This is a genomic window from Rhizobium sp. R86522 (assembly GCF_042466255.1).
Classification (GTDB): Bacteria; Pseudomonadota; Alphaproteobacteria; order Rhizobiales; family Rhizobiaceae; genus Allorhizobium.
Map to the genome: position 1 here is coordinate 769,862 of NZ_JAXHBX010000001.1, position 13,594 is coordinate 783,455.

Here is a 13,594-nt window from a genome sequence, read left to right on the forward strand (position 1 = left end):
ATCCGGCCCGCAAGCGGGCCGGACTTGCTTGACCGAGACTATTCTGCCGCCTGCACAGCCATCGGATTGTTCGGATGGGTCGTCCAGTTCGCGTAGTTTGGATCGACCGGGCGACCCGTGCGCTGGTCGAGGGCGCCGGTCGGCAGTTCGACCATGGTGATGCAGTTTTCGACGGGACAGACGTTGACGCAGAGATTGCAGCCGACGCATTCGTCTTCCATCACCTCGAACTTCCTGACGCCATCGACCATGCTGGTGATCGCCTGGTGGGACGTATCCTCGCAGGCGATGTGGCAGCGGCCGCATTTGATGCAAGCATCCTGATCGATATGGGCCTTGGCGATGTAGTTGAGGTTGAGATACTGCCAGTCGGTAACGTTGGGCACCGCGCGACCGCAGATGTCGTCAAGGCTCTGGTGACCCTTGGCATCCATCCAGTCGTTGAGCCCTGAGATCATCTCCTGGACGATCTTGAAGCCATAGGTCATGGCAGCGGTGCAGACCTGCACATTGCCGGCCCCGAGTGCCAGGAATTCAGCCGCATCGCGCCAGGTGGTGACACCGCCGATACCGGAGATCGGCAGACCATAGGTTTCCGGATCACGGGCGATCTCGGCGACCATGTTGAGCGCGATCGGCTTGACCGCCGGGCCGCAATAGCCGCCATGGGTGCCCTTGCCGCCGACGGTGGGCGAGGGGGCAAAGCTGTCGAGATCGACCGAAACGATCGAGTTGATCGTGTTGATCAGCGAGACAGCGTCCGTGCCGCCGGCTTTGGCGGCGCGGGCCGGCTTGCGGATGTCGGCGATATTCGGTGTCAGCTTGGTGATGACGGGCATGCGGGTATATTGCTTGCACCAGCGCACGACCATTTCAATGTATTCCGGCACCTGCCCGACGGCTGCCCCCATGCCGCGCTCCGACATGCCGTGCGGACAGCCGAAGTTAAGCTCGATGCCATCAGCCCCGGTCTCTTCGACCAGCGGCAGGATCGCCTTCCACTCTTCCTCGACGCAAGGGACCATGATCGAGGCGACGAGCGCTCGGTCCGGCCAGTTCATCTTGACCTGTTTCATCTCCTGCAGGTTCACCTGCAGAGGACGGTCGGTGATCAGTTCGATGTTGTTGAGGCCCAGAAGCCTGCGGTCGGCGCCCCAGATTGCGCCATAGCGCGGGCCGTTGACGTTGACGACCGGTGGTCCTTCCGAGCCGAGCGTCTTCCACACGACGCCGCCCCAGCCCGCCTTGAAGGCGCGCTCGACATTGTAGGCCTTGTCGGTCGGCGGCGCCGAGGCCAGCCAGAAGGGGTTGGGCGATTTGATGCCGACGAAGTTATTGCGAAGATCAGCCATGTTTCAAATCCTCTCGAGAGCGGTGCGTCATGCGACTGCGGTTGCGCCCGCCGTCATGACGGCGAGAGAGCGGTTGATGCTTTCGGCCGCGTCGCGGCCCATGGCGACGGCGGAGACCGTCAGGTCCTGGCCACCGAAGGCACAGTCGCCGCCGGCCCAGACACCCGGGATCGATGTCCGGCCCTCGGCGTCGATGGCGATCTTGCCGCCTTCGAGCTTCAGTCCGTCCAGACCCTGGCCATCGAGTTTCTGGCCGATTGCGACGAGGATCTGGTCGGCCCTGATTTCGGTCGTGTGGCCGGTGCCCTTCATCATGCCGTTTTCGAGGTGGGTGTATTCGAAGGTGATCGACGAGCAGTGACCCGCATGGTGGGCGACTTCCTTCGGCTGGAGCCAGTGGCGGATGTGGACGCCCTTGGAGGTCGCGAGATCCTGCTCGAACACCGAGGCGTTCATGTGCTCCTTGCCGCGGCGGTAGCAGATCGTGACGTTTTCCGCCCCGAGAAGCTTGGCCTGGACGGCAGCATCGATTGCGGTCATGCCGCCACCGATGACGACGATGTCACGGCCGACGGGCACGTCGGCCTTCTTGTCGGCCTGGCGCAGGTTGGCGATGAACTCGACGGCGTCGAGCACACCATTGATCCCGGCGCCGGGTATGTTCAGCCCGTTGACGTTGCCAAGGCCGGCACCGAGGAAGACGGCGTCATGTTTCGCCTGGAGGTCGGCGACGGTGAAGTCGCGGCCCATCATCTGGCCGTCCAGCACATCGATATTGCCGAGCGACAGGATGTAATCGACTTCCTTCTGGGCGAAGTCGTTGGGGGTCTTGTAGGCCGCGATGCCGTATTCGTTCAGACCGCCGGCCTTTTCCTTCGCTTCGTAGATGGTGACCTGGTGGCCGTGCATGGCAAGGCGATGAGCAGCGGCGAGGCCTGCGGGGCCGGCGCCAACGATGCCCACCGTGTGGCCGGAGGACGCTGCCGGGGAATAGAACTGGCGGCCTTCTTCGATCGCGATGTCGGTGGCGTAACGTTGCAGGCGGCCGATTTCGACCGGGCGCTCCTCGGCCGTGTTGCGCACACAGGCTTCCTCGCAGAGCGTTTCGGTGGGACAGACGCGGGCGCACATGCCGCCGAGAATGTTCTGGTCGAAAATGGTCTTGGCGGCGCCAAGCGGATTGCCAGTCGATATCTGCCGGATGAACATCGGGATATCGATGGCGGTGGGACAGGCCGTCATGCACGGCGCGTCGTGACAGAAGTAGCATCTGTCGGAGGCGACGAGTGCCTCATGGCCGCCGAGGCGGGGATGCAGGTCAGAGAAATTCTTTGCATAATCGGCAGCGTCAAGCCGCCCGGCCTTGAGGCCTGGTTCCAGTCTTCGCATCGCAGTTCCCTCTTTTATATTCGAAGCGATGCAGAGAAACGTAACTCAGGATCAAAGTTTTATCAAACGGTAAAAAATTGCTCTTGGCGCCGCGGAACCCCTGAAAATCAAGGGAAGTTGATCCCTGTCAATCCCGGACGCCATGCCCTGATCAGGTCGGATCTGTCTCTGCGAAAACATGACTGAAAATTTCAACTATATACTTTACTCTTTTTGTCATGTTTTGTATGCCTGTCGTCATGAGGCTCGCAACCGCTGCCTCTGATCGGATTCGAGGAGACAGGACGTCATGGCGAAGAAGAAAAAGCAGGCTGCAAAGAAGCCGGGTGCGGAGGTTTCCGGCACGGCGACCACCGCCAAGACGCAAGCGGAGGTCCGCAGCTTTCTTTACGTCGGCGGGCGTGATTGCCAGGTCGCCCATCTTCGTCAGATCGCCAGCAATTTTGGTGCGGAACTAATTCACCATGATGGGGGTTTACGGGAGGCGGTATCGCGCATCGACACGGTGCTACCCTCCGTCGACTGCGTCTTCTGCCCTATCGACTGTATCAGTCACGATGCGTGTCTGCGCGTGAAGAGCGGTTGCAAGAAGTTCGGCAAGACTTTCATTCCGCTGCGAAATGGCTCGAAATCCAGTCTCGAGCGCGCGTTGCAGACACTGAATGAAAGGAACACCGAAGCATGAGCAGGGACGGATCCGAAAAGGGTGGCATGAGCTCGTTCCACGAGCTTGCACGTCAGCGCGGCGAGGGGCTTTTACCGGAGCTCGCCGATGCAATGTTGCAACGCTCTCGGGAAAGTGAAGTGACGAATTGCGAAATCGTCACTTTGCCGGGCTTGCATGAACGCAAACCTGCTACCATGTACGCAACCTTGAACCGGGCCCCCGCCCTCATTATCGATTTTCCCGCGCCGAGATGGCAGCGAAACGCCAACGCCAGATCGTAGCCGTTTCGTCGTCAGTCTCATGTGGGAAGCAGAGGAACTTTCCGCATGAACGCTGAGCAACCTGTTGCGAAGACGATCCTCAACGCAGTGCCTATCCTTCCCTCTCTGAACTTCTCTGAAACACGCAATTTCTATGTCGATACGCTCGGTTTCGAGGATGTCGGCTTTGACGGTCTCGATTATCTCGTGGTCCGTCGTGGTGGCATGGAATTGCATTTCTGGCTGAGCGACGATCCGCTCCAGTGCCAGAACAGTTCTGTGTTCTTCAGGTCCGAGGCACCGACCGAGATGTATCGCGACTTTTGCGATCGCGGCATCGAGGCGATCCGTCCATCGGACACCTCGGGAGAGTGCGGTGAAAGCCTACGGTTTCACATCCGCGACCCGCACGGCAACCTGCTGATGTTCGGCGGTACCGTTTCGGCCTGCATGGCCCATTGAACTTGCCATCAGAGTGATGTCGAGGCGTCGGTGTCGGGGCCGCGTCCTGCAGAGGTTGATCGGCGTCAGTCGCGTCCCGGAAGCAGGGCTCCTGCGCTCAGCAGCAGCCATGACACAATGAGCGTCATCCCGCCCGTCGGGGCCGCCATCGGAAACAGTCCGCTTCCAATGAAGTGCCGGGCAACCAGATCGCCAGCAAACAGCACTGTGCCGAGCATCATGCCGAGCGCTGCCAGTGCCGACAGTCTGATCCGGTCGCCAGCTATGGACAGTGCTGCGAGTGCCGGAGCATGGGCGAGACAAATCGTCGATGCCGGGCGCAGGAGCGCTTCGCCGCCAGCATGGCTGGCGGCCGCGGCAAGCCCGACACCGGCGGCTCCGATCAGTCCCGCCGCGACGGTCGCCCAGCGGTAACTCTGCACGCTTGCCATCCCCGTTATTCCTTGTTCTGCATGTGGAAGGCGAGCTTCTCGATGGGCGGCCAGATGATCTCGCGCAGCTTCGGATGCTCGACTGTTTCATCCAGCGCTCGGCGGAAGCACAGGAGCCATTCGTCCCGTTCCAACGGGCCGATCTCGGCGACGAAATGACGACGCCGCAGCATCGGATGGCCGCGCTTTCGCATGTAGATGGGCGGACCGCCAAGGTAGCCCGTCATATAGTCGTAAAACTTCTCTTCGCTGCCGCTCAAGTCCGGCGGGTGTACCGCCCGGCAATGGGCGGCCTCCGGCAGCGTGTCCATCAACTCATAAAAGCGCCGGGTCAGCGCCTTTACGGTCTGATCACCGCCGATCGCTTCGTAGAGGGTAATTGTGTCTTCGCTCATGGTGTCGTCCTTGCGTGACGTCTTTTCGCCCGTCTGCAGCCGCATGGCAACCGGCGAGCCCGGTCCGTGGCAATCCGGCGCAGCCGCGATGCCGCCCCGCAACAAAAGCAGGGGACAGGGGGGCTTCGACATGCCATAAGGGCGCCGATTTCCAGCAGGCGCCCTTGTCCATGATCCGTATCGAAAACATCTCCAAGCAGCTCAGCCACCGTATCCTCTTTATCGAGGCCTCCGCCGCGCTCAATCGCGGGGAGAAGATCGGTCTCGTGGGACCAAACGGGGCGGGCAAGACCTCGCTCTTCCGTATGATCATCGGGCATGAACAGCCCGACGAAGGCCAGGTCTCCGTCGATAAGGGTGTCTCAATCGGCTATTTCAGCCAGGATGTTGGCGAGATGTCCGGCCGCTCGGCTGTCGCTGAGGTCATGGACGGGGCAGGACCGGTCAGCGAAGTTGCGGCCGAACTGCGCGAACTCGAGGCAGCCATGGTCGATCCTGACCGGATGGACGAGATGGACGCGATCATTGAGCGCTACGGCGAAGTGCAGGCGCGCTACGAAGAGCTCGACGGCTATGCGTTGGATGGCCGTGCCCGCGAGGTGCTGGCCGGTCTCTCCTTCTCGGAAAGCATGATGGACGGCGATGTCGGCGCTCTCTCGGGCGGCTGGAAGATGCGCGTGGCGCTCGCCCGCATTCTGCTGATGCGCCCCGACGTGATGCTGCTCGACGAACCGTCGAACCATCTCGACCTCGAGAGCCTGATCTGGCTCGAGCAGTTCCTTAAAGGTTACGAAGGCGCACTGCTGATGACCTCGCATGACCGCGAGTTCATGAACCGCATCGTCAACAAGATCATCGAGATCGATGCCGGCCAGCTGAACAGCTATTCCGGCGACTATGTCTTCTACGAGGGGCAGCGTGCCTTGAACGAGAAGCATCAGCAGTCGCAGTTCGAGCGCCAGCAGGCGATGCTCGCCAAGGAAATCAAGTTCATCGAGCGCTTCAAGGCGCGGGCGTCTCACGCTTCGCAGGTGCAGAGCCGGGTGAAGAAGCTCGAAAAGATCGACCGTGTCGAGCCGCCGAAGCGCCGCCAGGTCGTCGCCTTCGAATTCCAGCCGGCGCCGCGTTCGGGTGAAGACGTGGTCAGCGTCAAGAACGTCTCCAAGCGCTACGGCGACAAGGTCATCTATGACGGCTTCGACTTCATGGTCCGCCGCCGCGAGCGCTGGTGCATCATGGGCATCAACGGTGCCGGCAAGTCGACACTTCTCAAGCTCGTTGCCGGTGATTCCAAGCCGGATGAGGGCACGGTATCGATCGGTGCCAGCGTCAAGATGGGCTATTTCGCCCAGCATGCGATGGATGTGCTCGACGGTGACATGACGATCTTCGAAATGCTGGAAACGAGTTTCCCGCGCGCTGGTCAGGCACCGCTCAGGGCGCTTGCCGGCTGCTTCGGTTTCTCAGGCGACGATATCGACAAGCGCGTGCGGGTGCTCTCTGGCGGTGAAAAGGCGCGGCTCGTCATGGCGATGATGCTGTTCGATCCGCCGAACCTGCTCGTCCTCGACGAGCCGACCAACCACCTCGACCTGGACACCAAGGAAATGCTGATCAAGGCATTGTCGCAGTTCGAAGGCACCATGCTCTTCGTCAGCCACGACCGCCACTTCCTGGCGGCGCTGTCGAACCGCGTGCTGGAGATCACGCCCGAAGGCGTGTTCCAGTATGGGGGCGGTTATACTGAGTATGTCGAGCGCACGGGCCACGAGGCGCCGGGCCTCAGAAGCTGAAGCCCGGCAACCAATAGCGACTTCGATTTATGCGCCAGCAGCCGTTTTCTCGGCCCGCAGAGCAGCGATCTCGGATCGCAGCGCCTGCATTTCGCGCAGCAAGTCGCCATTGTCGACATGCAGGGTTTTCAAGTCTGCGTCAGTGTCGGCCATGCTCTGCTCCTGCATCGCGGAGACGATGACACCGATGAAGAGGTTCAGGACCGAATAGGTGCTGAGCAGGATGAAGGGCACGAAGAACAGCCAGGCATAGGGATGGACTTCCATCACTGGCCGGACGATGCCCATGGACCAGCTTTCGAGCGTCATGATCTGGAAGAGCGAATAGGTCGACGCACCAAGATTGCCGAACCAATCGGGGAAGGTCCCGCCATAGAGCTTGGTCGCCATGACGGCCGAGACGTAGAACAGCATGAACAAGAGAACGATGATCGAGCCCATGCCGGGAAGGGCGGCAATGAGCCCGCCGATCACCCGCCGCAGCGAGGGCACGACAGAGATCAGTCGCAGGATACGCAGCACGCGCAGGGCGCGCAGCACCTGGAAGGGGCCGGTTGCCGGGATCAGTGCAATGACGACGATGGCGAAGTCGAAAATGCTCCAGGGATCGCGGAAGAACGCAAGCCGGAACGCGTAGAGACGGGCCACGATCTCAACGACGAAAATCGCGAGAATGATGCGGTCGAGTGCATGCAGAAGCGGTCCGATGACCTGCATGACAGTGGGTGACGTCTCGAGACCCAGGGTGACCGAATTGATGAGAATGACGGCTATGATAAACCGCTCCCACGCGCTCGAGGAGAGGATTGTTTTTAGTCTGTCGGCCATGGTTTTGGTTCCTGCAAAATCTGCAGGACGAAAAGCGGAAGGAACAAAGCGCGTCAAGGGGTTCCAAGCTGCAACACTGGCCTTAGACGCGCCTTTTTTAGGGAGAATTTGATCCCGAGGCAGCCGTACTCAATCGGAATGGCCGTTGAAGGTCGAGTGCCACGTCCAGGCCGAGCGGATGATGTCGTCAATGCCGTGCTTCGGATCCCAGCCGAGCACCTCGCGGGCAAGCGTGTTGCTCGCGACAAGGCCCGGGGGATCGCCAGGGCGGCGTTCCGTGCGCTTGATGGGCATCGGGCGGCCGGAGACCTTCTCGATCGATGCGATCAGTTCCTTGACGGTCGTGCCATTGCCGGTGCCGAGGTTGATGGCGATCGTCTCGCCTCCGTTCAGCAGATAATCGACCGCGCGGACATGGGCATCGGCAAGATCGTTGACGTGGATGTAGTCACGGATGCAGGTGCCGTCGCGGGTGTCGTAGTCTTCGCCGAAGATCGAGAAGAATTCGCGGCGTCCGAGCGCCGTTTCTATTGCGAGCGGGATGGCGTGGGTTTCAGGCGAATGCCATTCGCCGATGCGGCCTTCGAAGTCGGCGCCGGCGGCGTTGAAATAGCGCAGCATGACCGAGCGAATGCGTCCGCAGAGGTTGAGGTCACCCAGCGCTTGCTCGACGATATGCTTGGTGCGGCCGTAGGGGTTGATCGGCTTCTGGCCATGTTTCTCGTCCAGAGGCAGATATTCCGGTGCTCCATAGGTGGCGCAGGTCGAGGAGAAGACGAAGTTGCGGATGTCGGCTTCGCTCAAGCATTGCAGAAGGCTGAGCGTGCCCGAGACGTTGACGTCGTAGAAGTGTTCCGGCTCCTTGAAGGACTGGCCGACCTCGATCAGGCCGGCGAAATGCATGGCGGCCTTCGGCTGGTACTTTGCCAGTACCTCCTTCAGCCGCGCCTTGTCTCGGATGTCGCCCTGTTCGGCAGGACCCCATTTGACAAATTCTGGATGGCCTGAGGTGAAGTTGTCATAGACGACAGGCAGATAGCCGCGCTCGGAGAGCGCAAGGCATGTGTGCGAGCCGATATAGCCGGCACCGCCGACGACGAGGATGGGTGTGGCAGTCATGGTCATTCTCTGATCAGAGTGGGGAATGCACAAAGGCCGGCATCGCTGCCTCATCCTTCGTCTTGGCCAGGAAGAGACGCGCAGTGTCGAGCGCTTCGCGGATCGTCACGTCCATGTCGAGATAGCGATAGGTCGCGAGGCGGCCGACGAAGGTCACGGCCTTCTCTTCATTGGCGCGAGCGACGTAGTCCGCGAGCTGCGCCTTCTCCTCGACGAGACGGATCGGATAATAGGGGATGTCGTCTTCGCCGCAGGCGCGCGAGAATTCGCGGTAGCAGACCGATCCCTCGTGGCTTTCCCAGGGCGAGAAATGCTTGTGCTCGGTGATGCGGGTATAGGGCACGGAGGCATCGCCGTAGTTCATGACGGCGCAGCCCTGATAGTCGCCCTGATATGTAAAGCGCTCGAAGTCGAGCGTGCGATAGCCCAGACGCCCGAACTCATAGGCGAAGTAGCCGTCGAGCGGACCGGAATAGAAGAGGTGCGCGTAGTCATGGCGCGCGCGGGGATCGAAGTGCTGGCCCAGCGTCACCTTGATCTTCGGATGATCGAAGATCTTTTCGATCATGTCGGTATAGCCGTTTTCCGGCATGCCCTGGAATTTGTGGAAGAAGTAGTTGTCGTCGTAGTTGAAGCGCACGGGCAGGCGCTTCAGGATCGAGGCCGGCAGGTCGCTCGGCGAGCAACCCCACTGCTTTTCGGTATAGCCCTTGAAGAAGGCTTCATAGAGGTCGCGACCGACGAAGCGGAGCGCCTGCTCCTCGAAGGTCTGCGGGTCGGTGATGGTCTTGTCGGCCTGTTCCTCGATGAAGTCGCGCGCCTCTTGCGGGCGGAAGGTCTTGCCGAAGAACTGGTTGATTGTGTGCAGGTTGACCGGCAGGGAATAGACTTGGCCCTGGCTCGTGGTCTTCACCCGGTTCTTGTAGGGCAGGAAGGTCTGGTAGCTGTTCACGTAGTCCCAGACTTCCGCGTCATCGGTGTGGAAGATGTGCGGGCCGTAGATGTGGACCATGACACCGGTGTCGGCATCACGCTCTGTGTGGCAGTTGCCGCCGATATGCGGGCGCGTGTCGAAGACCTCGACCTCGAAGCCGGCCTCTGCCAGTTCGCGTGCGATGACGGCGCCGGACAGACCCGCGCCGACGATACCGATTTTCTGACCCTGTGCCATCCGGTGGGTGTTCCTCGATTTTCAGGGGCGGTGCGGTTCCAGCCGCAAGGCCTGCCGCATCTCGCCCAATTGCAAAGAGACCGGCGGTTGCCCGCCGGTCGAATCATGAAGTGGTCAGGCTGAGAGTTTTTCGCGCATGAGCGTGTCGTAAGCGGCGATCAGCCTGTTGACGTCGACGCCGTTCTCCTGCGGTCCGAAGCTCAGATGGCTGACAGTGAAGTCGGAATAGATGCATGTCGGGCGATCCAGGAAGGCTGGCAGGTCGACGGTCAGCATCTTTTCATCGTCGCCCTTGGCGAGCGCCATGTGCTGCAGATCGCGGCCGAGCCAGGCGATGAAGTTGATCGACTGGCGTTCCTGCCAGTCGACCACCTTGGTGGGAAGCGGCAACTCTTTCTTGGGCGATGCCAAGAAGAAGTCATGCAGCTTGTTCGCCTTGTCCGGATCGGTCCAGAGGGTGCCGCCAAAGCCGCCCGGCGGACGCTCGAAATGGCCTAGCGAGGCGGGGAGCGCGCCGGAAACCTGCTGGAAGTAGGCGCAGACCCCGTTATTGACGACATTCGCCGAGGTCACGAAGTAATGCGGGTTCTTGCGGCGGTGGTCGATGAAGCCTGCGAGGCCGTCGAGATCCAGGTAGACGATGTCGTCGTCGCATTTCAGGAAGAGTGCGTCAGCGAAATCGGCCAGACGGCGGGCGTAATACTGATATGCCTGGAAATAAGGCATCTGTTCGCCGGGGTTCCCGACGTATCGTCGTACCGGCGCGTCGACATGGCAGAGTTCGAGCGTGGCGCCCCAGCCGCCGCGGGCCATCACGTCGGCCCCAGCAGGCAGTGCGATGTCCGGCCAGCGGCCGAGCACGACGCCATTGACCATCAGTTCGGGTGTGCCGGATTGGTCGATCGAGACGACGACCTCGTTGGCGCGGCCTGGCGATAGCACGCTCGGGGTCAGCTTCGCCCAGACAGTCGGGGCGTCGCTTCGGTCTGCATCATTGAGCCGCGCGCGGGGTGCCTTGCGGATGACGGACTGCTGATTGTTCCAGCCGCCGATAACGACCTCGTAGAAATTGTCCGGGTCATGCTTTGGCAAAATCGCCAGATGCAGGTCGTTGTTGATCCTGGCATCGAGCCGCAGCGGAGACCGGGCGGATGCTGTCCCGCATGCCTGGTAGCCCACTGCGTCGCCCATGAAGCGAAGCGGGCCGAACTCACGCGTGACCCATTCGTGATCGGCAGCCGCCCGGGTGAAGTCCCAGATATGCCATTCGTCGATCAGACCGTCGGCCATGGCCTTGCGGACATAGCTGTTGAGGATCTGCATCCGGTGTTCCCGGCCGGCAAAGGTTACTAGTATTACAGGCGCCACAGTTATCTCCCAGCCCAGTTCGGTCTTTGCCCGCAGTCTTTCGTCACTGCCGTCACGTCCACAGACGTGTGTCGGTCGGGACGGGGTGGAAATCGTGCCAGGCGGAGATCCGATCGCGATAGCGCTTGCGATAGGCTGCCTCGTCCTCGAACTCGACTTCGGTCATCATCACTTCCGAGCCGATTTCGTAATACATCTCCATGTTGGAGAGATCCGGAACAGGTGTGTCGCCGCGCTCGCGCTCGCCCTGCATCTGCCAGTAAAGTTCTTCCAGCCGGCGCACGAGGCGCGGGATGTCGCGAAGTGCGCAGGTGTCACGCTGGGCCTGCAGGGAGGTACGGATCCTTGCCAGTTCGGTCTTGTCGTTCGCCAGCGCCACCGCCTTGCGGACGTAGTCCTCAGGGCTTGCGCAGATCAGTTCCGGAATGCCGGCCGATTTGACGATGCTGCTGCAGAAGCGCGAGGCGAAGCCCTTGCCCGGAAGCGTCAGCACGGGCAGGCCCATCGTCAGCGCATCCGACGCCGTCGAGTGGGCGCCATAGGGGAAGGTGTCGAGGAAGAGATCGGCGATCGCAATGCGGGCCAGATGGTTCGGATTGGCCACCTTGGAGGCGAAGTAGATGCGGGCCGGGTCAACGCCTGCCGACTTTGCGAGGTCGCGCAGTCGCTGGTTGACGATATCCGAGCCACCGAGCAGCCAGAGAATGCTGCCGGGGGTGGCTGTCAGGATTGCCATCCAGCGGGCGAAGACGGGTGCGGTGATCTTCTGCATGCCGTTGAAGCAGGCGAAGACGAAGGCGTTTTCCGGCAAGCCGGCTTCGGTCCGCGTCGGGCGGGTGCCGATTACGCGCTTGCGGTCGACCGGCTGGTTGCAGGGAATGTGGAGCACCTTTTCGGTGTAGTAGAGTTCGTTGCCGGGCGGGATGATCTGCTCGTCGGCAATGATGTACTGATGGACCGGGCTCGCCATGGTGCCGGGATAGCCGCAGAAGTTCACGATGACGGGGGCAGGGCGGTAGGAGAAGATCTTCGTGCGGGCGAGCTTGGTGTAGCCGTTGACGTCGATGAGGATGTCGATCTCGTCGGCCATGATCTGCTTGGCGGCATCGAGGTCCGAAAGCGCGGTGATGTCGCGCCAGACGTCGATGACGGCCTTCATCCGGTTTTGAGTCGCATCATTGGTGCGCGGCTCGCCGATGTAATAGGCATAGACTTCGACGGACGCCTTGTCGTGCAGTTCGAGAACCTCACTCAGGGCGAAGCCGACGGCATGGTCGCGCAGATCCGAGGAGACGTAGCCGATGCGCAGGCGCTGGCCGGTGCCGACCTTCTTGCGCGGGACGGGCTTGTTGAGATGTGCTGCGTCCGGGCGGCCTGCCAGCATCTTGAAGTAACGAAAGGCCTTGGCCATCTGGTAGAGCGGATCGTCCGCATAACAGGCGAGCGGGAGCGGCGAGATCGAGTCCAGCATCTGCCGCTTCGTCACATATTCCGATCCCTGGACGACCGGCCACTTGCACTGGTGCTGGCGGACCGAGATCCAGTGCTGGCCTGCTTCCGGCTTGTCGGGGCGCAGTTCGATTGCCTGCCAGAGAGCGTTCTCGGCATCCTCCAGAAGGCCGGCGCCTTCCATGACACGGCCAATATGCTGCAGGGCCATCAGACGATGAACCGATTTGTCGGGAGTGATTTCGGCGGTCGAGTCCACGTAGCTCCGCCACTGCTGGATCGCCTGAGCGCCCAGACCGCTATCCTCATAGGTTCTACCCAGATTGATGTGCGCCTGGCCCATCATGGGTTGAGCCTTCAGCGCCGCCTTCAACGCGTTGACCGCGCCTGCGGTGTCGCCGAGTTGCTTGAGCGTCACAGAATAGTTGAAGAAGGCGAGGTGAAGCAGCGGACTTTGATCGTTGAATGCCGTCCAGGTCTTGTAGAGTTCGGCGGAAAGCGCGAACTGACCCGCTGCCGACCACCGCTCCGCCAGCTGCAGGGCGTCGAGCAGCGAAAGCTGCTGGCGTCTCGATCTCTCCAGAGCTGTTGCGAGCTGGGCGTTCTGCTCCGGGGCGAATGCGGTATGTATCACCATCGACATGACATCTCTCATCGGCCAGGGGCCGGGTTACGTTCCCGCGGAGCGGCGTGTACAAAACTCCTAATCAGCCTAGCTTGCTTTGGGCTTGCGTGGGGGCAGGCCGCCTTATCTTAGGACTTGCCAAATCACTCGCTATTGACGATAGCATCCGAGGTTAAGAGGCGCCGGCTTAGCTTTCTGCCAAGAATAGACAGGTAAGTTCCGGGAACGTCCGTTAATAGAAAATTATCGGGTGCGCCCTAATCATCTGGGCAAGACTCGTCTCAT

General features: G+C 61.1%; 12 protein-coding genes. 3 read left to right on the forward strand and 9 right to left on the reverse strand.

The window, feature by feature from the left end; genetic code table 11:
- Nucleotides 1–38: 38 nt before the first annotated feature.
- Both preA and SJY08_RS03660 read right to left on the reverse strand, forming a co-directional pair.
- Nucleotides 39–1,352 (reverse strand): NAD-dependent dihydropyrimidine dehydrogenase subunit PreA, encoded by a 1,314-nt coding sequence (gene preA / locus SJY08_RS03655; protein WP_300889260.1) that lies wholly within the window; start codon nucleotides 1,350–1,352, stop codon nucleotides 39–41.
- Nucleotides 1,353–1,379: 27 nt separating this feature from the next.
- The gene (locus tag SJY08_RS03660) at nucleotides 1,380–2,741 is read right to left on the reverse strand and encodes an NAD(P)-dependent oxidoreductase (protein WP_377274729.1); all 1,362 of its coding nucleotides are present in this window, start codon (nucleotides 2,739–2,741) and stop codon (nucleotides 1,380–1,382) included.
- Between the two features lie 289 nt (nucleotides 2,742–3,030).
- Between SJY08_RS03660 and SJY08_RS03665 the strand changes: the two genes are divergently transcribed.
- Both SJY08_RS03665 and SJY08_RS03670 read left to right on the forward strand, forming a co-directional pair.
- The gene (locus tag SJY08_RS03665) at nucleotides 3,031–3,426 is read left to right on the forward strand and encodes a DUF2325 domain-containing protein (RefSeq protein WP_054148397.1); all 396 of its coding nucleotides are present in this window, start codon (nucleotides 3,031–3,033) and stop codon (nucleotides 3,424–3,426) included.
- Between the two features lie 308 nt (nucleotides 3,427–3,734).
- A complete protein-coding gene (locus SJY08_RS03670; protein ID WP_054148399.1) occupies nucleotides 3,735–4,130 on the forward strand; it encodes a glyoxalase in 396 nt (131 codons plus the stop codon).
- A gap of 65 nt (nucleotides 4,131–4,195) precedes the next feature.
- Here the strand turns inward: SJY08_RS03670 and SJY08_RS03675 are convergent, their stop codons facing one another.
- A complete protein-coding gene (locus tag SJY08_RS03675; protein ID WP_069043565.1) occupies nucleotides 4,196–4,561 on the reverse strand; it encodes a DUF423 domain-containing protein in 366 nt (121 codons plus the stop codon).
- Nucleotides 4,562–4,566: 5 nt separating this feature from the next.
- Nucleotides 4,567–4,956 (reverse strand): globin, encoded by a 390-nt coding sequence (locus tag SJY08_RS03680; protein WP_054148532.1) that lies wholly within the window; start codon nucleotides 4,954–4,956, stop codon nucleotides 4,567–4,569.
- Between the two features lie 170 nt (nucleotides 4,957–5,126).
- On the opposite strand from SJY08_RS03680, the gene SJY08_RS03685 reads away from it, so the two are divergent.
- Nucleotides 5,127–6,749: an ABC-F family ATP-binding cassette domain-containing protein gene (locus SJY08_RS03685; RefSeq protein ID WP_054148401.1), complete on the forward strand. Its 1,623-nt coding sequence runs from the start codon at nucleotides 5,127–5,129 to the stop codon at nucleotides 6,747–6,749.
- 27 nt (nucleotides 6,750–6,776) lie between these two features.
- Here SJY08_RS03685 and SJY08_RS03690 read toward each other — a convergent pair whose 3' ends face one another.
- From SJY08_RS03690 to SJY08_RS03710, 5 genes are all read right to left on the reverse strand, one after another.
- Nucleotides 6,777–7,577 (reverse strand): ion transporter, encoded by an 801-nt coding sequence (locus tag SJY08_RS03690; RefSeq protein WP_377274730.1) that lies wholly within the window; start codon nucleotides 7,575–7,577, stop codon nucleotides 6,777–6,779.
- A 129-nt stretch (nucleotides 7,578–7,706) separates the two neighbouring features.
- A complete protein-coding gene (galE, locus tag SJY08_RS03695; protein ID WP_377274731.1) occupies nucleotides 7,707–8,696 on the reverse strand; it encodes a UDP-glucose 4-epimerase GalE in 990 nt (329 codons plus the stop codon).
- A gap of 13 nt (nucleotides 8,697–8,709) precedes the next feature.
- A complete protein-coding gene (gene glf, locus SJY08_RS03700) occupies nucleotides 8,710–9,867 on the reverse strand; it encodes a UDP-galactopyranose mutase (protein ID WP_377274732.1) in 1,158 nt (385 codons plus the stop codon).
- A gap of 114 nt (nucleotides 9,868–9,981) precedes the next feature.
- Entirely contained in the window at nucleotides 9,982–11,190 is a 1,209-nt protein-coding gene (locus SJY08_RS03705; RefSeq protein WP_377274733.1) for a hypothetical protein, read from the reverse strand.
- Between the two features lie 97 nt (nucleotides 11,191–11,287).
- Nucleotides 11,288–13,321 carry a glycosyl transferase gene (locus tag SJY08_RS03710; protein WP_377278468.1) on the reverse strand — a complete coding sequence of 678 codons (2,034 nt, stop codon included), beginning with the start codon at nucleotides 13,319–13,321 and terminating at the stop codon, nucleotides 11,288–11,290.
- Nucleotides 13,322–13,594: the final 273 nt, after the last annotated feature.

Bases quoted from the DNA above. Each gene is read 5' to 3' on its own strand.
- SJY08_RS03685 (WP_054148401.1), top strand. From the start codon at position 5,127: ATGATCCGTATCGAAAACATCTCCAAGCAGCTCAGCCACCGTATCCTC.
- galE (WP_377274731.1), bottom strand. From the start codon at position 8,696: ATGACTGCCACACCCATCCTCGTCGTCGGCGGTGCCGGCTATATCGGC.
- preA (WP_300889260.1), bottom strand. From the start codon at position 1,352: ATGGCTGATCTTCGCAATAACTTCGTCGGCATCAAATCGCCCAACCCC.
- SJY08_RS03690 (WP_377274730.1), bottom strand. From the start codon at position 7,577: ATGGCCGACAGACTAAAAACAATCCTCTCCTCGAGCGCGTGGGAGCGG.
- SJY08_RS03710 (WP_377278468.1), bottom strand. From the start codon at position 13,321: ATGGTGATACATACCGCATTCGCCCCGGAGCAGAACGCCCAGCTCGCA.
- glf (WP_377274732.1), bottom strand. From the start codon at position 9,867: ATGGCACAGGGTCAGAAAATCGGTATCGTCGGCGCGGGTCTGTCCGGC.
- SJY08_RS03680 (WP_054148532.1), bottom strand. From the start codon at position 4,956: ATGAGCGAAGACACAATTACCCTCTACGAAGCGATCGGCGGTGATCAG.
- SJY08_RS03705 (WP_377274733.1), bottom strand. From the start codon at position 11,190: ATGCAGATCCTCAACAGCTATGTCCGCAAGGCCATGGCCGACGGTCTG.
- SJY08_RS03665 (WP_054148397.1), top strand. From the start codon at position 3,031: ATGGCGAAGAAGAAAAAGCAGGCTGCAAAGAAGCCGGGTGCGGAGGTT.
- SJY08_RS03670 (WP_054148399.1), top strand. From the start codon at position 3,735: ATGAACGCTGAGCAACCTGTTGCGAAGACGATCCTCAACGCAGTGCCT.
- SJY08_RS03675 (WP_069043565.1), bottom strand. From the start codon at position 4,561: ATGGCAAGCGTGCAGAGTTACCGCTGGGCGACCGTCGCGGCGGGACTG.
- SJY08_RS03660 (WP_377274729.1), bottom strand. From the start codon at position 2,741: ATGCGAAGACTGGAACCAGGCCTCAAGGCCGGGCGGCTTGACGCTGCC.